The following is a 22890-nucleotide window of genomic DNA, read 5'->3' on the forward strand; positions in this document are numbered from 1 at the left end:
CATGCGTTTTCAACTCACGGATGATCAAAGGGCGTTGCGGGCTGCTGTGCGGGATGTGGTCGGTCGGTGGTCGGGTGCAGGTGCGTTGGGGCTGGTCGCGCCCCGCGGCGGAGCCGCTGATGTATACAGCCCCGCGCCCCTGGAAGCTCCTCGGCTGGACCGGGGTTTGTGGCGGGCCCTCGGTGACCTTGGGCTGTTCTCCCTGCGACTGTCCGAAGCCGACGGCGGAGCCGGACTCGGGCTGCCCGAAGCCGTGTTGGCGTTCGAAGAGGTCGGGGCGGCCTTGGTGCCGGGGCCGTTGGTCGCCACGCATCTTGCTGCCGGGGTGGTTCCGGGGGCCGCCACCGGGGAGACCGTGGTCGCCGCTGCCGACGGCCGGCTCGTGGAGTGGCTGGACGAGGCCGATGTCGTGTTGCCGGGGGCCGAGGGGGCCGTAGCACTGCGGTCGGTGGATCCGTTGACGCCGGTGCATCGGGTGCCGGCGCCGGCGCGCGTCGATCCGGTGGCCGTGCTGCTCACCGCTGCCGAGCAGCTTGGTACCGCTGGGCGGGTGTGTGGGCTCGCGGTGCAACACGCCCGGACGCGGGAGCAGTTCGGGCAGCCGATCGGGGCGTTCCAGGCCGTGAAGCAGCTGTGCGCGGGGTCGCTGGTGCGGGTGGAGGTGGCGCGGGCCGCGGTGTACGCGGCGGCCGTGACCGGGGATCCGGTGGACATCGCGGCGGCCCGGCTGCTGGCCGACGAGGCGGCCGTGCGCGGGGCACGGGACTGTCTGCAGGTGCATGGCGGGATGGGCTTCACCTGGGAGTCCGAGGTGCATCTGCACTTGAAACGGGCGTGGGTGCGGGCCCAGCGTGGTGGCGGGAACACGGAGAGTGAGGAGCTGCTCGCGGCCGATCTGGTGGGCGGAGCGGTGTGATGGGGCGCCTGCCTGCGGGGACCGGAACGGCTCCGACAACGGTGTCGCGGATCGTGGCACACAGGAATCACACAGCGTTGATATCGGGTTGTGTCCCAGGCGTGACTCGTCACGGCCCGGAGTCGCCCCGGGGCTCCGGTACCTTGTGTGGGATGCGAGTGGTTCAAGGTACGAGCCATGCCGGTGTTGCCTGTGGGGCGGCTCCGGATCGGGCGGTGCGCTCCGCAGTTCGTATGGCAGAACGGGCTTTCACCCCTGCCTGTTCGACTCCCCGCGATGAGCGTCGCACAGTATCCCGCACGCGTACTCCTTCGCGCTGGAATATGCCCGAAGCGCTTGTTGGGGTGACGGAACGTCAATCATGCTGTCTCGCAAGGGATTCACGTTCCGTGACCCTGGCTCCGGTCGTTGTTCTGGCCATGCAGAAAATGGCTACGATCGTGGCCCTCGTGAGGCGCGAGGCTATGTGTCCGCCGGTTCGGATGGTGTGAGCGGTGCAGGTGCTTCAAGTGCAGCTGGAGATCCGGCCCGACCCCGCAGAGGTGGGGCGGGCCAGGAGATGGGCGCGCTCCCGGCTCGCCGGGTCCGGGATAGAAGCAGACGAACCGCTCGCGGAGACGCTGATCCTGCTGGTCTCCGAGCTCGTCACCAACGCGGTGGTGCACACCGGTTGTCCGGCCGTGCTGCGGCTCTCCCTGCCGGACGAGGCGGACGAGTCGGCCACGGTCCGCCTTGAGGTCGCAGACACCAGCTGTACGGCTCCCGTGCCGCGTTGCGCGGACGGTGACGAGACCGGCGGTCGGGGACTGGCGCTGGTGGACGGCCTCGCCGACCGCTGGGGCTGGAGCGCCGAGGGCACCGGCAAGCGCATCTGGTGCGAGCTGGACCGGGGCAGCCAACCCCGGGACGCGGCCGCCGCGTTCGGGGGCGGTGTCACGGCGTACGGGGGCTTCGAGGGCTTCGCGTACGAAGCCGTGTAGGTGCTGTCTGCAAGTGCCCGGCGGAGATGCGCCGGGCCGTGCTTCCGTGCGCGCCCTGCGACAAAGTGGTGCTTAAGGAACAAATCCCCGGATGGGCGTTGACGCGACGTGACCGTTTGGTCACGCTTGTGGGCAGCGATTCGCCGCGAGGGGACGACGAGGGCTTCGGTGACGGGAGCCCTCGGCGAGTGTGGGTCGTGTTCGGCGTGGGTTCCCTCGGGGCCGGGGGCCGGGACGGGTGCGCCGGAGTCGGATGGCGGCAGCGCGGTGCCGTGCTCGGGGCGGGCAGCAGCGCGCCGCCATCCGACCGTAAGCCCGGCCCTCGTCAAAACCGGACTGCCTCAGAGGATGGCGATCGGGGCCACCGGGGTTCCCGTCGCGCCCACGAAAGGTTCGGGCATCGCCGACAGGAAGAACGTGAAGCGGTTCTCTTGTCCACAAGCTGTGGACAACTCTTCGAGATTCCAGTTCTGCCCTTGCAGCATCCCCATCTCGACCAGGTCGAGCGCGTGCACCGGCAGCCACAAGTCCTCGATCTCCGGCGGAAATATCTCGAACGTGAGGGTGTCGTTGGCGACCGCAGCGACATCCCGCGCGTGGAACCACTCCGGCGTACGGATCGAGAGACCGGGCGAGGGGTAGCCGTAACCGTGCTTGTCGCCGGCCAGATACACCTGCACCTGGCCGGTCCGTACGAGCACGATGTCGCCCGCGCGGACCTGGGCGCCGGCGAACTGCTCGGCGGCCTCCAGGTCCTCCGGGGTCACCGCGTGCCCGCCTTCGAGACGGTCGACGCCACGCGCGCGTGCCACGTCCAGCAGCACCCCGCGCGAGACGATGTGCCGCGCCTTGTCGATCCCGCTGAACTCGGCGCCCCCGTGCGGGGTCACGGTGCCGGCCGGGCGGCCGTTGTAGAGCTTCCCCGAGTGCGAGACATGGGTCAGCGCGTCCCAGTGGGTGCCCGCCTGCAGCCCCATCGTCACGGCGTCGTCGCTGCACGCCACCGTCCCCGGGCCGAAGAGCTCCTGGTTTATCTGCACCATCGCGTGCAGCGGGTTGACCCGGCCCGGGATCATCCCCGTCTGGACGCCGTCGTGTTGGAGGGGGAGGGCGAGCGGGACGCGGCGGCCGGTCCGGATCTCGGCGGCCGCCTCGCGGACCACCTCGTCGGTGATCAGGTTCAGCGTGCCGATCTCGTCGTCCGGTCCCCAACGGCCCCAGTTGTTCACGCGCTTGGCGATGTCGTGGAACTCCGGACCAAGTGACGGCGGTGACGTCGGCAGTGACATCGGGGCCTCCCCGGGGCTTGTCCTCAGGCATCTGACGGGTCGTAGAATCTGAGTCGAATCTAACGGACCGTCAGAAACTGCGGGAGGGGCCGGACATGGGGAACTTCTTGGCAGGCAAGGTCGTCGCCGTCACGGGCGCGGGCCGGGGCATCGGGCGGGCCGTCGCGCTCGCGGCCGCCACCGAGGGGGCGCGGGTCGTCGTCAACGACTACGGCGTCTCGATGGACGGCGCGTCGCCTACGAGCGAGATCGCCGAAGGGGTCGTCAAGGAGATCGAGGCGGCGGGGGGCGAGGCCGTCGCCGTCGCCGACGACATTTCCACGATGGCGGGCGGGCAGCGGGTTGTTGACGTCGCGCTGTCCTCGTACGGGCGCCTCGACGGTGTGGTGTGTGTTGCCGGGATTCTGCGGGAGCGGATGCTCTTCAACATGTCCGAGGAGGAGTGGGATCCCGTTCTCGCCACGCATTTGAAGGGGACGTTCACTGTTTTCCGGGCGGCGTCGGCCGTCATGCGGAAGCAGCGGGGCGGGACCTTGATCGGGTTCACCAGTGGGAATCATCAAGGGTCGGTTTCGCAGGCCAACTACAGCGCGGCGAAGGGCGGGATCATCTCGCTGGTGCGGAGCGCTGCGCTGGGGCTGAACAAGTACGGGGTGACTGCCAATGCGGTGGCGCCTGTTGCTCGTACGCGGATGTCGGCGAACGTCCCCATGGAGTTGGCGGAGATCGGGTCGGCGGAGGATGTTGCCGCGTTGGTGGTGTATTTGCTGTCGGATTCTGCTCGGGAGGTGGGGATCACCGGGCAGGTTTACACCGTTGCGGGGCCGAAGATCGCGGTGTGGGCGCAGCCTCGGGAGTTGCGGGCTGCGTATGCCTCCGGCGGTTGGACGGCTGAGAAGATCGCGGAGTTTCTGCCGGGGTCTGTGGGGGTGGATCCGATGCCGATGCTGGCTCGGTTGCAGGAGATGGAGAGGGCTGCGCGGGAAGGGAGTCGACCTAACGCCTAATGGGGTGGGGCGGTGCGTTGTGTGGCGGGTGCGGGTGCGTTGGGGCTGGTCGCGCAGTTCCCCGCGCCCCTTGGGTGGGTGGACTTGACGGTGTTGATAGGGGAGCCCTGTGGATTTTGGATTCACTGACGCGGATGAGGGGTTTCGGGCTGAGGCTCGGGGCTGGCTCCTTGAGCATGCCGAAGCCGGTCAGGACCGTCGAACTTGGGAACGCACTCTCGGCAAAAGCGGCTGGATAGGGCTGGGTTGGTCCGAATCCGGATACGGGAATCGCAGCGCCACTCTCACCCAACAGGTCGCCTGGGCCGAGGAATACGCTCGATCGGCCGCACCCCCTCGGTCCGGGCACATAGGCGAGAACCTGCTCGCTCCCACCCTCATCGCACACGGCACCGACGCGCAGAAGTCCCGTTTCCTGCCTGCCATTGCCGCCGGGGACGAGTTGTGGTGTCAGGGGTACAGCGAGCCGGGGGCGGGGTCCGATCTGGCCGGGGTGCGGACCGTGGCCGTGCGGGAGGGGGACGGGTATCGGATCAGTGGGCAGAAGATCTGGACCTCGCTCGCGCATGAGGCCGACTGGTGTTTTGTGCTGGCGCGCACCGAGGAGGGGTCGCGGCGGCATCACGGGCTGAGTTTTCTGCTGGTGCCCATGGATCAGCCGGGGCGTATCGAGGTGCGGCCGATACGGCAGTTGACCGGGACCAGTGAGTTCAACGAGGTGTTCTTCGACGGGGCGTTGGCGCGGGGCGAGCATCTTGTGGGGGGTGAGGGCGGGGGCTGGGGCGTTGCCATGAATCTGCTCGGGTTTGAGCGGGGGGTGTCGACGCTGGCCCAACAGGTCGGGTTCGCCCGGGAGTTGGGGCGGGTTGTCGAGGCCGCTGTCGCTTCGGGTGCCGTGCTCGATCCTGTCCTACGTGATCGACTCGTGCGGCAGTGGGCCGAGTTGCGGACCATGCGGTGGAACGCCCTGCGGACGCTGGGGCGGGCCGGGGACGCCGGGGCGCCGAGTGTGGCCAAGCTGTTGTGGGGCGGGTGGCATCAGCGGCTCGGGGAGCTGGCGATGTCGGTGCGGGGGGCCGCGGCTGCGGTGGGGCCGGTGGACTGGTCGCCGAGTGTGTCGTACGAACTCGACGTGTTTCAGCACCTGTTCCTCTTTTCGCGGGCCGACACGATCTACGGCGGCTCGGACCAGGTTCAGCGCACGATCATCGCCGAGCGGGTGCTCGGTCTGCCCAGGGAACCCAAGGGGGTCGTCTGATGCGCGGTGTGGTCTTCGACGGCAAGCAGATCCAGGTCGTGGACGATTTGGAGGTGCGGGAGCCGGGGGCGGGGGAAGTACTGGTCGCCATTTCCGCGGCCGGGTTGTGTCACAGCGATCTGTCCGTGGTGGACGGGACCATACCTTTTCCCGTTCCTGTGGTGTTGGGGCATGAGGGGGCGGGGGTGGTGGAGGCCGTGGGTGTAGGCGTCACCCATGTGGCGCCCGGAGATCACGTGGCCCTGTCCACGCTCGCCAACTGCGGGACCTGCGCCGAGTGCGACCGGGGGCGGCCGACCATGTGCCGGCAGGCCATCGGGCGGCCGGGGAAGCCGTTCACGCGGGGCGGGCAGCCGGTCTACCAGTTCGCCTCCAACTCCGCCTTCGCCGAACGGACCGTGGTGAAAGCCGTGCAGGCCGTGCGGATACCCGAGGACATTCCGATGCCGTCCGCCGCGCTCATCGGGTGCGGGGTGCTGACCGGGGTCGGCGCCGTGCTGAACCGGGCGCGGGTCGGTCAGGGGGAGAGTGTCGTCGTCATCGGGACCGGGGGGATCGGGCTCAATGTCATTCAAGGGGCGCGGATCGCGGGGGCGTCGCGGATCGTCGCGGTCGACGCGAACCCGGCGAAGGAGGAGGCGGCGCGGAAGTTCGGCGCGACCGATTTCCTGAAGTCCACGGAAGGGGTGCGGGACCTGCTGCCCACGGGGGCGGACCACGCCTTCGAGTGCGTCGGGCGGGTCGAACTGGTCCGGCAGGCCGTCGACCTCCTCGACCGCCACGGCCAGGCGATCCTGCTCGGCACGGCACCGGCGACGGCGGAGGCGTCCTTCCTCGTCTCGTCGATGTTCCTGGACAAGTCGATCCTCGGCTGCCGGTATGGATCGTCACGACCCCAGCGGGACATCCCGCTGTACACCCAGTTCTACCGTCAAGGGCGGCTGCTGCTCGACGAGTTGGTCACCAGGACGTATCCGGTGGAGGACTTCGAGAAGGCGGTGGGGGACCTGGAGGCGGGGCGGGTCGCGCGGGGGGTACTGACGTTCTGACGACCGTACGGACCGCCGCCTGACGGTGGCATGACGGGAGTTGTCCACAGCTGGGGAAAATCCCGTGGGGTGTTGTCGGTGACGGCCCGTAGCGTGCTGCCATGACCTACCGCGACGTTGTCTCCCGACAGGTCCTGACCTGGGCCTGCACCGCCGTCGGCGCCCGTATGCCCGTGGCCATGGCCCCGCTCGCCCTGGTCTTCCTGGTGCGCGAGCGGCCCGGGGGCTACTCGCTGGGCGCGATCATCGCGGCGGCGTACGTCCTCGGGGAGATTGTCGGCGCCCCGGTGCTCGGGATGCGGCTGCGGCCCGAGCGGGCCCGGCGGCAGCTCGCGGTCGGGCTCGGGCTCGGCGCGGCGGGATTTCTGGGGCTCGGGGTGTTCCCCGGCGCGCATCCCGTCGTCCTCGCCGGGTTCGCGTGTCTCGCCGGGGCCGCCCCGTCCGCCGCGACCGGAGCGCTGCGCACCCTGCTCGGCTCTCTGGTGCCGGAGCGGTCCGTGGCACAGGCGCTGTCCGTCGAGTCGATACTCACGGCGGGGGTCTGGGCGCTCTCCCCGGCCGCCGTGGCCGGTCTGGCGCTCGGTGTCGCGCCGCGCGTTCCGCTGCTGCTCGCGGCCGGTCTGATGGCGTCCTCGGCCGGGGGGTTGTGGCTGCTGCCGGCGGGGTGGGGCGCGGGCGGTACGGAGGGCAAGGACGAGGCAGGCGGGACCGGTGCACCGCTGCTCCGGGTGCTGGTCGGTGCCTGGCCGGTCTATGTCACGGGCGCGGCGAGCCTGACCCTGCTCGGACTGTCCGAACTCGTGCTGCCCGCCCTCCTCGAACAGCGCGGCATCGGTGTCGGCTGGTCCGGTCCGCTGCTGGCCGGGATGGCGGTGGGCGGCGGCCTCGGTGCCTTCCTCTACGGCCTGCGCGGCTGGCCGGGACTGCTGCGCACCCGCAGCCTGGTGCTGACGGCCGGGACCTCGGCCTGTGTGACGCTCGCCGCGCTGATACCGAGCACACCCGGGATCGCGGTCGCGCTCGTCGTGGGCGGCACGCTCCAGTCGGGCGCGATGATCACCCGCAATCTGTCCCTGCGCGAGGTGCTGCCGCCCGGCGCCCTGGCCGCCGGTTACTCGGTCATGTACGCGGCGGCGGGGGCGGGTTACGCGGCGACGGGGTCGCTGGCCGGGGCGCTGCTCCAGGTGACGGCGCCGTCGACGGCGATCCTGGCGGGGGTGGGCCTCACCGCGCTGCTGACCGTGACCGGGTGGTGGGGCGAGGTGCGGCGCGCGGGCCGGGGAGCGGGGGCGGCCCGGGTGTCGGCGGGCGCCGATGTCGCCGTGGCGGATGGGGGTGCCGACGGCGGGACGGTGGCCGACGGCGGGGACCGGGCCAGACCGCTCGGTCTGTGAAGTCTCGCGTCACGAAGGGGAGTTGGCGGCGTTCGCGACGCGAGTCGGCGGAGTCGGCGGTGATTCTTACGAAGCTCGGACGTCGGACCTTGGCGTGACTTTTGTCCGCTTATGCACTGCGCTCGCGGGCTAGCGTTGCAGCCGTCCGGCAGTGAGCGCGAGTCGCTCCGCCGGCCCCTGTCCCGCGTTCCGTTTTCCGCAAGCTTCCGCATTTCCGCGTTTCCGCGTTTCCGCAAGAGGAGTACCCATACATGGCTCTCGCCAAGGCCCGCGCCTCCCGCACCTCCCGCACCGTCCGGATCGCCCGCACGGCGGGTACGGGCGCCCTCGCGCTCGCCGCCGCGGCCCTCTTCGCCGCTCCCGCCGCCACCGCCGCCGACGCGCACCGCGGCTCCGACTCCCGCGCCCACCACGGCAGTTCGACCGTCTTCGTCCAGACCGACGACACGACTGCCAACTCCGTGGTCGCCTATGAGCGCGCCGCCGACGGCACCCTCGGCCAGAAGGGCGTCTACCGCACCGGGGGCAAGGGCGGCGTACTGCCCGGCACCGTCGCCGACCACCTGGCCTCGCAGGGGTCGCTCGCCTACGACCGGCACCACCAGCTGCTCTACGCCGTCAACGCGGGCAGCGACACCGTGACCGTCTTCGCCGTGCACGGCACCCGGTTGCGCCGCGTCCAGGAGATCTCCAGCGGCGGGCAGTTCCCGGTCGGTGTCACCTTCCACGGCGACCGGGTCTACGTCGCCAACGCGCTCGGCGGCGGTTCGATACAGGGCTTCGTGCGGACCGGCGACGGGCTGGTCAAGGTCCCCTCCTGGCACCGCGAACTCGGCCTGGCCGCGACCGCTTCGGCCGTGGGACAGATCTCCTTCACGCCCGACGGCTCGAAGCTCGTGGTCACCACCAAGGCCGCCGGGCAGAGCATCGACGTCTTCCCGGTCGGCCGGTACGGCGGTCCGTCCGCACGGCCCGTGGTGACCTCGCTGCCGGGGGCCGTGCCGTTCGGCTTCGACTTCGACTCCGCCGGACGGATCCATGTGACGGAGGCCGGGACGAACTCGGTGGGCACCTTCGCCATCGCCCGTGACGGCGCACTGACCGCAAAGGGCACGGTGGCGACCGGCCAGACCGCGACCTGCTGGGCAGTCACCGCCGCGGGCAACGTGTACGTCTCCAACGCGGCCAGCGGCACGGTGTCCGGCTACCGGGTGGGCGCCGAGGGCAAGTTGACCGCGCTGGGCAACACGGCCACCGACGCCGGCACGGTGGACGCGGCGGCCTCCTCCGACGGCCGCTACCTCTACGTCCAGACCGGTATCAAGGGCATCGTGGACGAGTTCCGGGTCGGCAAGGACGGGTCGCTCACCGAGATCGGCTCGGTCGTGGTGCCGGGTGCCGTCGGCGGGGAGGGCATCGTCGCGGGCTGACGGGGGCGACACACGCGGGGCACGGGTTCAGGGCGCGGCGCCGACACCGCCGTAACTCTCGGACCCGCTGCCCCGGCCACCGCTGCCGGTGCGGAACGTCCGGCGGTAGGTCGTCGGGGTGACCCCGAGCGCCGCCTGCAGATGCTGGCGCATCGACTGGGCGGTGCCGAAGCCCGCGTCCGTGGCCACCTGGTCGATGGACAGGTCGGTGGACTCCAGGAGGTGCCGGGCGCGTTCGACGCGCTGCTGGGTGAGCCACTGGCCGGGGCTGACCCCGACCTCCTCGCGGAAGCGGCGGGTGAAGGTGCGCACGGACATCGCCTCCTGCTCCGCCATGTCACGCAGCTGGATCGGCTCGTGCAGCCGGCCCAGCGCCCAGGCGCGGGCGGCGGTCGTGGTCGCCAACTGCGGGTCGGGGACCGGACGGTGGATGTACTGCGCCTGCCCGCCGTCGCGGTGCGGCGGTACGACCGTGCGGCGGGCCACGTCGTTGGCGACCGCCGTGCCGAAGTCGCGGCGCACCATGTGCAGGCACAGATCGATCCCGGCCGCGACACCCGCCGAGGTCAGCACGTCGCCGTCGTCGATGAACAGCACGTCCGCGTCCACCTCGATGCGCGGGAAGAGCTGCTGGAACCGCTCGGCCTCCGCCCAGTGCGTGGTCGCCGGGCGCCCGTCGAGGAGACCGGCGGCGGCGAGGACGTAGACGCCCGTGCAGATCGACGCGAGGCGGGTGCCGGGGCGGATGTGGGCGAAGGCGGCGGTGAGTTCGGGGGTGAGGACGCCCTCCTCGAAGACCGGGCCGAGTTCGTACGACGCCGGGACGATCACCGTGTCGGCGGTGGCCAGCGTCTCCGGGCCGTTCGGGACGTGGATGGCGAAGTCGGCGTCGGTGTCGACGGGCCCCGGCGGCCGGACCGAACACGTCACGACCTCGTAGAGCAGCCGCCCCTCGGCGTCCCTGGGGCGGCCGAAGATCCGGTGCGGGATGCCCAGCTCGAAGGGGAGCAGGCCGTCGAGGGCGAGCACGACGACGCGGTGCGGGCGGAAACCGTCGGTGGCGGTGGCGGTCGGGGGGACTGTGGCCATGACCCGATTGTATGGCCCGATCCTAATGAATGCTGTCCTTCGGGCCAATGGACCGGATCGGACGCAGGCCGGAAGCTGTATGGCGTGACCCAGACAACCGAACCGACCACCGTCGTGAACGAGGCCCGGCCCACCCGAAGGCACCGCATCCACCGCGCCTGGTTCGTCGCGGCCGTCACCTTCGTGACGATCATCGGCGCGGCGGCCTTCCGTTCGCTGCCCGGGCTGCTGATCGATCCGCTGCACCAGGAGTTCGGCTGGTCACGCGGGACGATCGGGGCCGCGGCCTCCATCAACCTCGCGCTGTACGGACTGACGGCCCCCTTCGCGGCGGCGCTGATGGACCGCTTCGGCATCCGGCGCGTCGTCGCCGTCGCGCTGACCGTGATCGCGCTCGGCTCCGGCCTGACGGTGTGGATGACCGCGCCCTGGCAACTCCTGCTGTGCTGGGGCCTGTTGGTGGGTCTGGGCAGCGGTTCGATGGCGCTGGCCTTCGCCGCGACCGTCACCAACCGCTGGTTCACCGAACGCAAGGGCCTGGTCACCGGCATCCTCACCGCGGCCTCGGCGTCCGGCCAGCTGATCTTCCTGCCGCTGCTGTCCTGGATAGTCGAGGAGCACAGCTGGCGCCCGGCGGCCGTGACCGTCTCCCTCGCGGCCCTCGCCGTCGTCCCCTTCGTGTGGCTGCTGCTGCGCGACCACCCGGCGGACGTGGGCGCGAAGCCGTACGGCGCGACGGAATTCGTACCGAAGCCGCAGCCCGTTCCGGGCGCGGCCCGCCGCACGGTCTCGGTGCTCTTCAAGGCGGTCCGCACCGGCCCCTTCTGGCTGCTGGCCGGCACCTTCGCGATCTGCGGCGCCTCCACCAACGGCCTGATCCAGACCCACTTCGTGCCCGCCGCCCACGACCACGGCATGCCCATCACGGCCGCGGCCTCGCTGCTCGCGGTGATCGGCGTCTTCGACGTCGTCGGCACGATCGCCTCCGGCTGGTTCACCGACCGCTTCGAACCCCGCCGCCTGCTCGCCGTCTACTACGCCCTGCGCGGCATCTCCCTCCTCTTCCTCCCCATGCTGCTGGCCCCGACGGTCCACCCGCCCATGCTCTTCTTCATCGTCTTCTACGGCCTCGACTGGGTCGCCACCGTCCCCCCGACCCTCGCCCTGTGCCGCGAGCAGTACGGCGAGGACAGCGCGATCGTCTTCGGCTGGGTCCTGGCCTCGCACCAGATCGGCGCGGCACTCGTCGCCTTCCTCGGCGGGGTCGCACGGGACGCGTTCGGGTCGTACGACATGGTCTGGTACGTGTCCGGGGCGCTGTGCGCGGTGGCGGCGCTGATGGCGCTGGTCATCCGGCGGCGGCCGGTCCTGAAGATGGGCGCGGTCGCGGTGGCATGAGGCCTACGGCGCCGAGGTGACGTTGCCCTTCGCGTCCACGGTGTGGGTCTCCCAGTACGTGTCCCACTTGTCGCCGACATGCTGCGGCACCTTCCCCTTCGGGTAGCGCGTGTAGCCGCTCGGCGGGGTGTCGCCGTTCTTCACGCAGGCGCCGCCCATGGTGCTGCCCACGGCCAGGACCGGGTACTCGCCCGAGCTGCACATGGCGTCCGCCACGGAGAACGAGCAGGCGGACAGCAGTCCGGCGGTGGATATGAGGATGGCTGAGAGAACGGCGACTCGCGTGTGCTTGCTCATGGTTGGGGTCCCCGGGTCAGTTGCTCGAATCGGTATGAGAGCAAGGCTGGCGGAGGAGGGGCGGACGTTCATGAGTACGGGGGCTCAGAATCGGAGTGCGGGTTACTCAGGGGAACTGAGGAGCAATCAGAGGAACCGGCCCCGGTGGAACAGCAGCGGTGCCCCGTCCCCGTCGTCCGCCGTCCCGAGCGCGTCGACCCGGCCCACCACGATCAGATGGTCGCCCCCGGTGTGCACCGCGTGGATCGTGCAGTCGATCCAGGCGGCGGTGCCGGTCAGGCGTGGGGAGCCGGAGACCGGGGACGCGTCGTACGGCACGCCCGCGAACTTGTCGGTGCCGCTGATCGCGAAGCCGCGGCACAACTCGCCCTGGTGGGCGCCGAGTACGTTGACGCAGAAGACGCCGGCGCGGGCGATGCGCGGCCAGGTCGCGGATGTACGGCCGACCATGAAGACGACGAGCGGCGGGTCGAGGGAGAGCGCGGAGAACGACTGGCAGGCGAAGCCGGCGGGGCCGGGTTCACCGGCCGCCGCGGGGGCGGTGATCACCGTCACGCCGGTCGCGAAGTGGCCCAGTACGCGCCGGAATTCACCGTGGTCGACCGGCGCGCGCTCGTCGTCCGCGACGCACCGGAGCTCCGGCCGCGGCAGCGCCTCGACAGGCTGCGCGGCCGGAGCGCTTCCGGACGACCTGAGGTAGCGGACGGCGGCGGCGGCCGCTCCTGCTTGTCCCATCACACCACCCATTGAAGCTGACGGGTCATCAGATAGGAAGGGCGGCGAAGGTGCGATGACGGCTCATTCACAGACTCCCGGTCAGAACATGGGAGTTGTGTCGCCGCACGGACCTCCCCGGGTCACTCCCCGCACACCCGCCCGTAGCAGAGTCGCGCAACGACCGCCGCCGGTACGGAGCCGGTGGCCGCCGTGACCCGAGGAGCATCCAGCCGATGAACCGTCTCACCGCACGCGGTACGGCAGTCGCCGCCGTGGCAGGCCTGGCCCTGACGCTCGCCGCCGCCCTGCCCGCGCAGGCCGCCGACTCGACCGTCACCGAGGCCCAGTGGCTGTCCGACGTCGCCGCCGTCACCGGCCCCGCGCAGACCTACATCGACTCCCGCGCCGCCGCCAACACCTCGGGCGCCAAACTGGCGATCGTCCTCGACATCGACAACACCTCGCTGGCGTCCTACTTCGAGGGCGGCTACCCCACCCCGGCCACCGCACCGGTCCTCGCCCTCGCCAAGGACGCGCACGCCAAGGGCGTCAGCGTCTTCTTCGTCAGCGCCCGCACCAACCTGATCGACGTGGCCACCAAGTACAACCTGACGAACGTCGGCTACACCGTCGACGGCCTCTACACCCGCACGCTCATCGACATCGCGAGCGAGAGCGTCGCCGACTTCAAGACCTCCCAGCGCAAGGCGATCGAGGCGAAGGGCTACGACATCGTGGCCAACATCGGCAACAACACGACCGACCTGACGGGCGGATACGCCGACACGACGTACAAACTCCCGGACTACGACGGTCTGTTGGACTGACGAGCGCCGTACGCCTGGCCCGCGTGGACCCCTGCCGATTGCGTCGGCGGGGGTCTCAGTTCTTGTTCAGCGACCGGGTGACGCCCGCGACGACCGCCGTCGTCAGCAGCCAGCCGGCCGCGATCAGGCCGTAGGAGAGCCATTGCGAGAGGCTTCCCTCCGGCCAGTACCAGGCGGTGCGCTGGCCGAGGCCGCCGATCGGGATCAGCAGGTCGAGGGTGTAGACGAGGGTGTTGAACGGCGGGCCCTGCCCGGGCTGAACCTGGATCGGCTTCTGGTGGCCGAAGACGACCATGCCGAGGACGGCCAGGGCCACGATCCACACTCCGGCCAGCCAGGGCCGGTAGCCGTAGCCGACCAGGGCATCGAGCACCCGCCCCCACACCCGGCCGGCCGGGTGCAGGGTGCTGCGGCGATGGCGCTGCTTGGCCAGCAGCACCCTGCGCGCGTCGTCCTCGTGGCCGACCTGCCGGTACCAGCTCGCCAACTGCTCGTAGGGTTGCGGGGCGTAGCCGGGCTCGCGGCGGACCCACTCGACGCGGCGGGTCACGTCGTAGCCGTGCGGACCGTCCTCGGACTGGATGGAGGCGTAGCCGAACCCCTGGAGCCGTACGACGTCCGGCCAGCTGTCCTTGCCGTCGTGCAGGACCGAGACATGGGCCCCGTGCAGGTCCACCGCACCGGAAGGGGGTGCGGCGGGCGTGAAGTGGAGCTCCCCCGCCTGCATTCGTGAGCAGTCCAGGGCCACGTCCGGGCCGCTCAAAAAGGCGCCGTCGAAGGTGAGTTGGTCGGATATCTGGGCGCCGCGCAGCTGGACGGTCCCGGTGGCGGTGAATCCCTGCGAGAAGACCAGGGTCTGGGCCACGGCGTTGTCCGCGACGAGCGCAGGGCCGTCGGGATTGTCCAGCCGGGCGCCCTCCATGAACAGGCCGCCGGGCAGGTGGGCCCCCAGCAGACGTATGCCCCCGTGGGCCGTGAATCCCCGACGGCAGAAGACCCCGCCCTCCATGACCAGACCGCCGGCGAACAGCGCCCAGCCCTCTGGGTCCGACAACACCGCCCCGCCCAGCTGGAGTTCACCCGCGATCCGCGCCCGCATGAGCGACAGCCTGCCGTGCAGGACCGAACACCTCAGGTCGAGGGTGCCCTCGACGGAGGCCAACGTGGCGTCGATGCCCGGTACTTGGCAGCCGACGATCCCGATCGTCCGGGTGGCGGCTCCGCGGAGACTCGGACCCTCCTCGAACCAGCAGCCCTCGAACCGCAGCAGGTGTCCGATCTCCGCGTCGGCCAGGTCGAGTCGGCCGGTGATCCGCGCGCCGATGACCCGCAGCGCGGTGACCGCCCCCGGCGGTGCGGCGTTCGCTCCTCGCGCCACTGCCGTCACGACAGCGGCTCGAAGCGTGCGCTCGGGTCCCCAGTCCGCCCCCTCCGCCGGATCGTTCTCATCCGGTGCGCCCACGCGCAGGTCCACCAGGCGGCCTTCGGGGAAGGCGTTCCACAACTCCCGTTCGGGCGGGGTCATTTCCTCGTACGACAGCATCGACACAGCGTAGAGACCAAGGTCCGCGGCGCGCGCGTCAGCGTCCCCGGTACTCCGGACTCCGCCGCGCCACGAAGCTCGCCACGCCCTCCCTCGCGTCCTCCGTCGTCATGTTGATCTCCTGGGCCGCCGCCTCCGCCGCGAACGCGGTCGTCCGGTCGCTGTCCAGGGAGGCGTTGACGAGCTGTTTGGTGAGAGCGAGGGCGCGGGTCGGGCCGGTGGCCAGGCGTTGTGCCCACTCGCGGGCCGTCTTCTCCAACTCCCCGTCCGGTACTACCCGGTTGACGAGTCCGAGGCGTTCCGCGTCCGTGGCGGTCAGGGCGTCGCCGAAGAACATCAGCTCCTTGGCCCGTTGCGGGCCGATCAGGCGGGGGAGCAGGTAGGCGCCGCCGCTGTCCGGGACCAGGCCCCGGCGTACGAACACCTCGATGAACCGTGCCGACTCCGCGGCCAGGACGAGATCGCAGGCGAGGGCCAGATGCGCGCCCAGGCCCGCCGCGGTGCCGTTCACCGCCGCGATCACCGGTTTCTCGCAGTCCAGGACGGCGGCGATCAGACGTTGCGCGCCCAGGCGGATCGTGCGGGCGACGTCTCCGGCCACCCGTTCGCCGTTCGCCGTCGCGCCGCCCCTCAGGTCGGCGCCCGCGCAGAAGCCGCGTCCGGTGCCGGTGAGGACCACCGCCCGTACGGAAGGGTCGGCCGACGCCCCCTCCAACAGGTCGATCAGACGGTTCCGTTGGTCCGGGGTGATCGCGTTCATGGCCTCGGGGCGGTTGAGGGTGAGGTGAGCGACCTGGCCCGAGACGGTGTGCACGACCTCGCTCATCGGCACACCGCCAGCGCGTCCAACGCCACCGCGCCCTGTCCCCGGGGCAGCACCATCAGCGGGTTGATGTCCAACTCGGAGAGCACGTCGCCCAGTTCGAGGGCCATGCGCTGCACCCGCAGGATCACCTCCACCAGCGCGTCCAGATCCGCCGGCGGTCGCCCCCGCACCCCGTCGAGCAGCGGTCGGCCGCGCAGCTCGCCGAGCATCGCGGCCGCCTGGTCCTCGCCGAACGGCGGCACCCGTACGGCCACGTCCCGCAGCACCTCGACCAGCACCCCGCCGAGACCGACCGTCACGGTCGGCCCGAACAGGTCGTCCTGGGTGACGCCCACCACCATCTCGACGCCCCGCTCGACCATCTGGCAGACCAGGACACCGTCGAGGGTCACGTCCTCGTAGCGGGCGATGTCGGTCAACTCGCGGTAGGCGTCGCGGACTTGGCTGGCCGATGTCAGTCCGACCTTCACCAGGCCCAGTTCCGTCTTGTGCGCGATCTGGCCGCCCGACGCCTTCATCACCACCGGGTAGCCCACCAGGCCCGCCGCCCGTACGGCCGCCGCCGCGCTGGTCACCAGCTGCTCGCGGGGCACCCGGATGCCGTAGGCACGCAGGAGTTGTTTCGCCGCGTGCTCGCTCAGCTGCTGGCCGGGGCGCATCAGGGCCTGGGCCTTGCGGAAGGACGGGGAGAGGGTGCGGGGGGCCTCGTCGAAGGGGGAGCGGTAGGCGTGGACGAAGCGGTGGTGGGAGAAGTAGGCGCGCAGTGCCGTGATGCAGTTGCCGACCGTGCGGAAGGTGGCCACCCGGGAGGAGCCCAACAGGACGTCCCGGTAGGCCGGTTCGGTGCCGACCGGCGAACCCCACACCACGCACACCAGCTTGTCGGTGCGTTCGGCCGCGGCGACGAGGTCCTCGACCAGCTTGTCGCTCAGCGGCGGGAAGGGACCCGTGATCGGGCACACCAGGACGCCCACCTCCGGGTCGTCGAGGATCGCGTCGATGATCTTCCGGCCGCGCCAGTCGCCCACCGGGTGACCGCCGTTGTCCACCGGGTTGGCCACGCTCAGGTACGGCGGTATCCACTCGTGCAGTTCGGCCTGCTTGGCCGTGGACAGCTGTGGCAGGTGCAGTCCCGCCTCGCTGGCCAGGTCGGCGAAGTGGGCGCCCGTGCCGCCGGAGATCGAGTACACCACGACCCCGTCGGCGACCGGGGGCTTCGCCCGCGCCAACAGGCTTGCCGTGTCCTGGAGTTCGTCGAGGCCGTCGACGCGGAGTACGCCGTACTGGCGCATCGCCGCGTCCACCACCGTGTCCGCGCCGGTGAGTTTGCCCGTGTGGGAGGCGGCCGTGCGGGCGCCGGTCTCGGTGCGGCCGACCTTCACCGCGACGACGGGCACCTTGCGGCGGGCGGCGCGGTCGGCGGCGAGGAGGAAGGCACGGCCGTCCTTGAGGCCCTCCAAGTAGCAGGCGATGGAGCCGACTTCGGGTAGTTCGGCGAAGTAGGAGATGAAGTCGGCCGTCTCCAGGTCGGCCTCGTTGCCGGTGGGCGCCCAGTGGGAGAGCCGGATGCCGAGTTCCTGGAGGGCGAAGACCGGGCGGCCCTGGTGGCCGGACTGGGTGATGAGGGCGATCGCGGGGCCGTCGAGGTCCTCGCGGAAGTTCTCGAAGGCGTTGAGGTTGGTGTTCGGGCCGAGCAGACGGAGACCGGACCGGCCTACGGTGGCGGCCAGTTGCTCCTGTGCCAGTGCGCCCTCCGCGCCCGTCTCCGCGAAGCCGGACGCGAAGGCGACCGCGAACTTCGCCTTGGCCTCGGCCAGTTGCTCGATCACGGGGAGCGGGTCGGCCACCAGCACCACGGCCAGGTCGACCTGTTCGGGGAGATCGGCGACGGACGGGAAGCAGGGGACGCCGAAGACCGTCGTACGGGTGGGATGCACCGGATGCAGACGTGCCCCCACCCGCTCGGCCCAGGCCATGAGTTGGCGGGTGATGCCGGTGTTCGGGCGTCCCTCCGCGTCCGAGGCGCCGATCACGGCGACCGACTCGGGGCGGAAGAAACGGTCCAGGTCGGGTACGCCGGCGTACAACGGCCGCCCACTGACATCGAGATCGTCGACGTCGGCGGGCCTTCCGTGGACGGCGGGGCCGGGTTGCTCACCGCAGGCGATGACCCGGGCCCGGCGGGAGTCGGTGGTGAGGGTGCCGTGGGTTGATCCAAGCATCGGTCCGCCCGCTCCTGTGTGACAGTCGTGACAGCGCAATTAACTGACGCAGTGTCAGATTACTGAACTGACACTGCGTCAGGAACTGTCGTGCACGCAAAGAACGGACGGGCTCCGGGACAGGCTCTAGCTCACGGCACTTTTGCGGACGGACTTGGCGAGCGTCTTCGCGATCTTCTCCGCGTCGATCGCCAGCTCGCGGAGCATGCCGCTGATGGGGTTGGTGAAGCCGGTGAAGTACAGGCCGGGCGCCTCCTTCGGGGAGCGGGCACCGTGCACGACCGGCTTCCCTCGCGCGTCCAGCACACCGAGGTGGCCGACGAGACCCTCCAGCGAACGGACGTAACCCGTGGCCGCCACGACGGCGTCCGGCTCGATCCGCTCACCGCCGGCCAGCACCACCTTGCCGTCCTCGAACGACTCCACGGCCGCCACGACCTCCACCCGCCCCTTGCGCACCGCGTCGATCAGACCGACGTCCTGCACCGGGATCGACCCGTCCTTGACCCGGCTGTACAGCCCGGTGTCGGGCCGCGCGAGCCCTTGCTCCGACAGGTCCGGCACGCTGAGCCTGGCCATCGGCCCCGCGAGCCGGTCGACGAGCCCGACCGGCAGCCGCCGTACGACGATGCCCGTGTACTGGGCCGCCCAGCCCGCGGTCGAGCGGCGCACGATGTGCGGGGTGGTGCGTACGGAGAGCCGTACGCGCGACGCGCCGCCCTCCACCAGGTCGACGGCGATCTCCGCGCCCGTGTTGCCGACGCCGACGACCAGGACGTCCCGGCCCGCGTACGGCCGCGGGTTGCGGTAGTCGGCGGCGTGCAGCAGCTCGCCGGTGTAGGTGTCGCGGCCTGGCCAGTCCGGCAGCCGGGGGGTGTGGTTGGTGCCGGTGGCGACGACGACCGCGCGGCCGGTCAGCTCACGGCCGCCGGTGGCGTGCAGCAGCCAGCCGGTGCCGTCGGCCGAGCGCTCGATGCGGGAGACCTCGACGCCGGTGACGATCTCCAGCTCGTGGACCTCCGCGTACTTCTCCAGATAGCGCACCACGTCGTCGCGCGAGACCCAGCGCCCGAACCGGCGCGGCATCGCGAGGCCCGGCAGGCCCGAGAGCCGCCGGGTGGTGTGCAGGTGGAGGCGGTCGTAGTGCCCGCGCCATGACGCCCCGACCCGGTCCGACCGCTCCAGTACGACGGCACGGATGCCCCGCGCGCGCAGCGCGTACGCGGCGGCGAGTCCGCCGGGGCCGCCGCCGATGACGTACACGGGGCGGTCTGCGTGGTTCTGCGGCACCGGGGTCGGGGACGCTGTGGAGTCGGCCATGAGCGCGAGCGTAATCACGTCCCACGTTGATGGGTCTCGGTCAAGACCGGAATTGGTTGCGGATTGATCACGGGTGTGGAGGACCGGGTGCGGCCTGTGACGTAGAACCTCTGGTTGTGCGCGACGGGTGCGGGTCCGGACATGCCGCGGCGCCGAGCCTGCGACGTACGCGGAGGGGCTCGGCGCCGTGGGGCGGTGACCGGAGGAATTTCATGGCCCCCTCTCGGCTTTCCCCATCTTCTGACGTACCGTCAGATTCATGGATGCGATCTGGCTCGACGGAGCGGAATGGCTCGCGGTCCTCCGCATAGGACTCGGCCTGTGGTGGCTGGAGAGCTGGCGGCACAAGGACAAGAAAGCCTGGTTCGAACGCGGCACCGGCATCGCCTGGGCCGTCGACGTCGCCGCCAAACACCGCTGGACCGCGGTCCGTTCGGGCTTCGACGTGATGGTCGCGCCGCGCCCGCGCACGATGGCGTACGTCGTCGTCTACGCCGAACTCGCCGTAGGGCTCGGCCTGGTGGCGGGATTCCTCACCCCGGTCGCCCTCATCGGGGGCCTGCTCCTCAACGTCCTCTACTTCACCCTCATGATCCACGACTGGGCGGAGCAGGGGCAGAACGCGATGATGGCGCTCATCTCCGTCGTGGCACTGTTCGCGATGTCCTGGCAGGTGTGGTCGCTGGACGACGCGCTCGGATGGTTCCGATGACTGACGAGTTGCGCTTCGACCTCCCCGAGACCGACGCGTTCACCCGCACCTACTGGGACGCGGCCGGCCAGGGCAGACTGCTGATCCGCCGCTGCGCCGACTGCGGCCGGCCCCACCACTACCCGCGCGAGTTCTGCCCCCACTGCTGGAGCGAGAACGTCACCTGGGAGACCGCGAGCGGCCACGCCACCCTCTACACCTGGTCCGTCGTCCACCGCAACGACCTGCCGCCCTTCGGAGGGCGGGTGCCGTACGTCGCCGCCGTCGTCGATCTCGCGGAGGGGCCCCGCATGATGACGGAACTGGTGGACTCCGACCCGGCCGCCCTACGCGCCGGAACGCCGGTCGAGGCGGTGTTCCGGGAGGGAGTACCGGTGTTCAGGGTTCCGCCCGGTGAAAAATGACACACCCCGTGCACGGGGCACTTGATTCAATGGCGTGATGGCCCACATACGCGAGCGGTCCGTTCAGCACCCCCTGCCCGAGCTGAACGGCCACGGACTGCGGCTGCGCCCCTGGGACCCCGACGACGACACCGATGTCGCGGACTGGCTGCGCGGAGTGTCCGACCCCGACTTCCAGCGCTGGAACACCCCACTCCGCCCGATCACGGACCTCACCGGCGCCCGCAACTCGCTCCGCTCCCGCGCCGAGGGTGCCGAGGACGGCGTCAGCGCCTCGTTCCGCGTCATGGACGCCGCCGACGGCAGGACCCTCGGACACATCGGCGTCAACGACATCGACCACGTCATCAGCGTCGGCCGCGTCGGCTACTGGACCCTCCCCGAGGCCCGCGGCCGGCACGTCGCGATCCGCGCCCTCACCCTCGCCGCCCGCTGGGCCCTCACCGACCTGGGCCTGCACCGCCTCGAACTCGGCCACGCCCTCGGCCACCACGCCTCCTGCCACATCGCCGAACGCTGCGGCTTCCCCGCCGAGGGAACACTGCGCGGAGCGATGTTCGAGGCGGGGCGCCGCGACGCGTTCCGCGACGTCCACCTGCACGGCCGCCTGGCAACCGACCCGGAGGCAGAACTGTGACGACGACCCCCGCCTGGCACCTCACCCCGGACCTCGACCAATTCCTGCGCCTGGCAGGCGACTTCCTCAAGTCCCGCCCCGCCCACCACACGATTCAGCTGACGGTGACGGACACCCTGCGCAGACGCGGGCGACACATCTACGGCGACGGCGACCCGGAGTTCGGCGTCCTGGAACGCGACGGCACCGTCACGGCCGCCTACTTCCGCACACCCCCCGGCCGCCTCATGTCGACCCGCCTCACCCCCGACGAGGCCGAAGCGCTGGCGGCCCAACTCGCGGACCAGGGGCTCAAGTTGCCCGGCGTCATGGCCGAACAGGACACGGCGACGGCCTTCGCGGAAGCATGGGGGCGACGCACCGGAACCGAACCCGAGATCGGCGTCCGCCAACGCCTCTACCGCCTGGCCGAGTTGACGATCCCGACCCCCGCCCCTCCCGGCCGCCCCAGAGTCGCGGTGGCAAAGGACCGCGAACAACTCATGTGCTGGCACGACGAGTTCGTGCAGGCGATCGGCGAACACGGCGCCATGATCGGATCGGCCGAATGGGCCGACGCCCGGATCTCCTACGGCGGCGTCACGCTCTGGGAGACGCCGGACGGAACACCGGTGTCGATGGCCGGAGTCACGGCGAAGGTGGCCGGCCAGATCCGCGTCGCCCCCGTCTACACCCCTGTGGACCTGCGGGGCCGCGGCTACGCGGGCGCCGCCACGGCGGAGGTCAGCCGGGCCGCACGCGCGGCGGGCGCGGCCGAGGTGCTCCTCTTCACCGACCTCGCGAACCCGACCAGCAACGCCCTCTACCAACGGATCGGATACCGCCCGGTCGCCGACTTCACCGCATACGACTTCGGACCCGGAACCGGCCGAAGGTGATACTCGACCCATGCCAACGGAACCGGAACCGGACCTCCACGACCTGCTGAAGTCCCTACGGGTATGGGCCCCCGAAACGACCGAACTACGGGCCTTCGACCCGACCACGGCACCGGACACCCCCCTCGACCTCTTCACCACATGGTTCGCGGAGGCGGTGGCGGCGGGGGAAACGGAGCCCCATGTGATGTCACTGGCGACGAGGGACGACGAGGGCCTCCCCGACGTACGCATGGTGATGCTGCACGGCGCGGACACGGAGGGCTGGTCCTTCGCGACCCACGCCACAAGCCGCAAGGGCCACCAGCTGAAGCACTTCGCGTACGCCGCCCTCTCCTTCTACTGGCCCCGCCTGGGCCGCCAGATCCGCCTGCGCGGCCCGGCCCTCCCGGCGACCCCCGACGAATCCCAGGCCGACCTGCACGCCCGCTCGACAGGGGCCCTGGCGGCAGCGCTGACCGGCCACCAGAGCGAAGTCCTCCCGTCCTTGGAGGAGTTGACCCTCTCTTCTGAAGAGGCCTGGGAACTGGCTCAACGCGAGCCGCACACCCCCGTCCCGTCCTGGACCCTGTACCGCGTCTTCCCTGACGAGGCCGAGTTCTTCCAAGGGGACGCGCTACGGCGGCATGTCCGGCTGAGGTATGTGCGTGAGGAGCGGGGCTGGGCCAGGGAACTGCTCTGGCCCTGAGCCCCGCCG

22 protein-coding genes are annotated in these 22890 nt (G+C 70.8%); 14 read left to right on the forward strand and 8 right to left on the reverse strand.

Annotation, left to right across the window (positions count from 1 at the left end):
- Position 1 precedes the first annotated feature (1 nt).
- Positions 2 to 916, forward strand: a complete 915-nt coding sequence (locus ACFXC1_RS19010; RefSeq protein ID WP_381244082.1) for an acyl-CoA dehydrogenase family protein — start codon at positions 2 to 4, stop codon at positions 914 to 916.
- A gap of 509 nt (positions 917 to 1425) precedes the next feature.
- Entirely contained in the window at positions 1426 to 1896 is a 471-nt protein-coding gene (locus tag ACFXC1_RS19015) for an ATP-binding protein (RefSeq protein WP_019075564.1), read from the forward strand.
- A gap of 341 nt (positions 1897 to 2237) precedes the next feature.
- On the opposite strand, the gene ACFXC1_RS19020 is transcribed toward ACFXC1_RS19015, so the two are convergent.
- Positions 2238 to 3185, reverse strand: a complete 948-nt coding sequence (locus tag ACFXC1_RS19020; RefSeq protein WP_381244084.1) for a cyclase family protein — start codon at positions 3183 to 3185, stop codon at positions 2238 to 2240.
- Between the two features lie 95 nt (positions 3186 to 3280).
- On the opposite strand from ACFXC1_RS19020, the gene ACFXC1_RS19025 reads away from it, so the two are divergent.
- The 5 genes from ACFXC1_RS19025 to ACFXC1_RS19045 all read left to right on the forward strand — a co-directional run bounded on the left by ACFXC1_RS19025 (position 3281) and on the right by ACFXC1_RS19045 (position 9323).
- Positions 3281 to 4192 (forward strand): SDR family NAD(P)-dependent oxidoreductase, encoded by a 912-nt coding sequence (locus ACFXC1_RS19025; protein WP_381244086.1) that lies wholly within the window; start codon positions 3281 to 3283, stop codon positions 4190 to 4192.
- Positions 4193 to 4301: 109 nt separating this feature from the next.
- Positions 4302 to 5450, forward strand: coding sequence for an acyl-CoA dehydrogenase family protein (locus tag ACFXC1_RS19030; protein ID WP_381244088.1), 1149 nt, complete (start codon positions 4302 to 4304; stop codon positions 5448 to 5450).
- On the forward strand, positions 5450 to 6499 hold the full coding sequence (locus tag ACFXC1_RS19035) for a Zn-dependent alcohol dehydrogenase (protein WP_381244090.1): 1050 nt from the start codon (positions 5450 to 5452) through the stop codon (positions 6497 to 6499). The genes ACFXC1_RS19030 and ACFXC1_RS19035 overlap by 1 nt, the downstream gene beginning before the upstream one ends.
- Positions 6500 to 6600: 101 nt before the next feature.
- Positions 6601 to 7893: an MFS transporter gene (locus ACFXC1_RS19040; RefSeq protein ID WP_381244092.1), complete on the forward strand. Its 1293-nt coding sequence runs from the start codon at positions 6601 to 6603 to the stop codon at positions 7891 to 7893.
- Positions 7894 to 8144: 251 nt separating this feature from the next.
- Positions 8145 to 9323 carry a lactonase family protein gene (locus ACFXC1_RS19045; protein WP_381244093.1) on the forward strand — a complete coding sequence of 393 codons (1179 nt, stop codon included), beginning with the start codon at positions 8145 to 8147 and terminating at the stop codon, positions 9321 to 9323.
- 27 nt (positions 9324 to 9350) lie between these two features.
- Here the strand turns inward: ACFXC1_RS19045 and ACFXC1_RS19050 are convergent, their stop codons facing one another.
- A complete protein-coding gene (locus ACFXC1_RS19050; protein WP_381244095.1) occupies positions 9351 to 10412 on the reverse strand; it encodes a GlxA family transcriptional regulator in 1062 nt (353 codons plus the stop codon).
- Between the two features lie 84 nt (positions 10413 to 10496).
- On the opposite strand from ACFXC1_RS19050, the gene ACFXC1_RS19055 reads away from it, so the two are divergent.
- Positions 10497 to 11810: an MFS transporter gene (locus tag ACFXC1_RS19055; protein ID WP_381244097.1), complete on the forward strand. Its 1314-nt coding sequence runs from the start codon at positions 10497 to 10499 to the stop codon at positions 11808 to 11810.
- A 3-nt stretch (positions 11811 to 11813) separates the two neighbouring features.
- On the opposite strand, the gene ACFXC1_RS19060 is transcribed toward ACFXC1_RS19055, so the two are convergent.
- On the reverse strand, positions 11814 to 12107 hold the full coding sequence (locus ACFXC1_RS19060; RefSeq protein WP_381244099.1) for an SCO0607 family lipoprotein: 294 nt from the start codon (positions 12105 to 12107) through the stop codon (positions 11814 to 11816).
- A 126-nt stretch (positions 12108 to 12233) separates the two neighbouring features.
- The gene (locus ACFXC1_RS19065) at positions 12234 to 12842 is read right to left on the reverse strand and encodes a flavin reductase family protein (protein WP_381244101.1); all 609 of its coding nucleotides are present in this window, start codon (positions 12840 to 12842) and stop codon (positions 12234 to 12236) included.
- Positions 12843 to 13057: 215 nt separating this feature from the next.
- Here ACFXC1_RS19065 and ACFXC1_RS19070 point away from each other — a divergent pair, with 215 nt between their 5' ends.
- The gene (locus tag ACFXC1_RS19070) at positions 13058 to 13651 is read left to right on the forward strand and encodes an HAD family acid phosphatase (RefSeq protein ID WP_381244104.1); all 594 of its coding nucleotides are present in this window, start codon (positions 13058 to 13060) and stop codon (positions 13649 to 13651) included.
- Positions 13652 to 13706: 55 nt separating this feature from the next.
- Here ACFXC1_RS19070 and ACFXC1_RS19075 read toward each other — a convergent pair whose 3' ends face one another.
- The 4 genes from ACFXC1_RS19075 to ACFXC1_RS19090 form a co-directional block, all read right to left on the reverse strand.
- Entirely contained in the window at positions 13707 to 15194 is a 1488-nt protein-coding gene (locus tag ACFXC1_RS19075) for an oxidoreductase (RefSeq protein ID WP_381244107.1), read from the reverse strand.
- Between the two features lie 37 nt (positions 15195 to 15231).
- A complete protein-coding gene (locus ACFXC1_RS19080; RefSeq protein WP_381244109.1) occupies positions 15232 to 16020 on the reverse strand; it encodes an enoyl-CoA hydratase/isomerase family protein in 789 nt (262 codons plus the stop codon).
- A complete protein-coding gene (locus ACFXC1_RS19085; RefSeq protein WP_381244111.1) occupies positions 16017 to 18242 on the reverse strand; it encodes an acetate--CoA ligase family protein in 2226 nt (741 codons plus the stop codon). Before ACFXC1_RS19085 ends, ACFXC1_RS19080 begins: the two co-directional genes overlap by 4 nt.
- Positions 18243 to 18368: 126 nt before the next feature.
- Positions 18369 to 19562 (reverse strand): flavin-containing monooxygenase, encoded by a 1194-nt coding sequence (locus ACFXC1_RS19090; protein WP_381244113.1) that lies wholly within the window; start codon positions 19560 to 19562, stop codon positions 18369 to 18371.
- A 259-nt stretch (positions 19563 to 19821) separates the two neighbouring features.
- Between ACFXC1_RS19090 and ACFXC1_RS19095 the strand changes: the two genes are divergently transcribed.
- The 5 genes from ACFXC1_RS19095 to ACFXC1_RS19115 are packed head-to-tail and all read left to right on the forward strand — an operon-like array spanning position 19822 to position 22881.
- The gene (locus ACFXC1_RS19095) at positions 19822 to 20274 is read left to right on the forward strand and encodes a DoxX family protein (RefSeq protein ID WP_381244115.1); all 453 of its coding nucleotides are present in this window, start codon (positions 19822 to 19824) and stop codon (positions 20272 to 20274) included.
- Positions 20271 to 20678, forward strand: a complete 408-nt coding sequence (locus tag ACFXC1_RS19100) for a Zn-ribbon domain-containing OB-fold protein (RefSeq protein ID WP_381244117.1) — start codon at positions 20271 to 20273, stop codon at positions 20676 to 20678. The genes ACFXC1_RS19095 and ACFXC1_RS19100 overlap by 4 nt, the downstream gene beginning before the upstream one ends.
- Before the next feature lie 37 nt (positions 20679 to 20715).
- On the forward strand, positions 20716 to 21315 hold the full coding sequence (locus ACFXC1_RS19105; protein ID WP_381244119.1) for a GNAT family N-acetyltransferase: 600 nt from the start codon (positions 20716 to 20718) through the stop codon (positions 21313 to 21315).
- Complete coding sequence (locus ACFXC1_RS19110; protein ID WP_381244121.1) at positions 21312 to 22193, forward strand: GNAT family N-acetyltransferase; 882 nt, start codon at positions 21312 to 21314, stop codon at positions 22191 to 22193. The genes ACFXC1_RS19105 and ACFXC1_RS19110 overlap by 4 nt, the downstream gene beginning before the upstream one ends.
- A 10-nt stretch (positions 22194 to 22203) precedes the next feature.
- Positions 22204 to 22881, forward strand: a complete 678-nt coding sequence (locus tag ACFXC1_RS19115) for a pyridoxine/pyridoxamine 5'-phosphate oxidase (RefSeq protein WP_381244122.1) — start codon at positions 22204 to 22206, stop codon at positions 22879 to 22881.
- Positions 22882 to 22890: the final 9 nt, after the last annotated feature.

This window comes from Streptomyces hokutonensis (assembly GCF_042751305.1).
Taxonomy (GTDB): Bacteria; Actinomycetota; Actinomycetes; order Streptomycetales; family Streptomycetaceae; genus Streptomyces; species Streptomyces hokutonensis_A.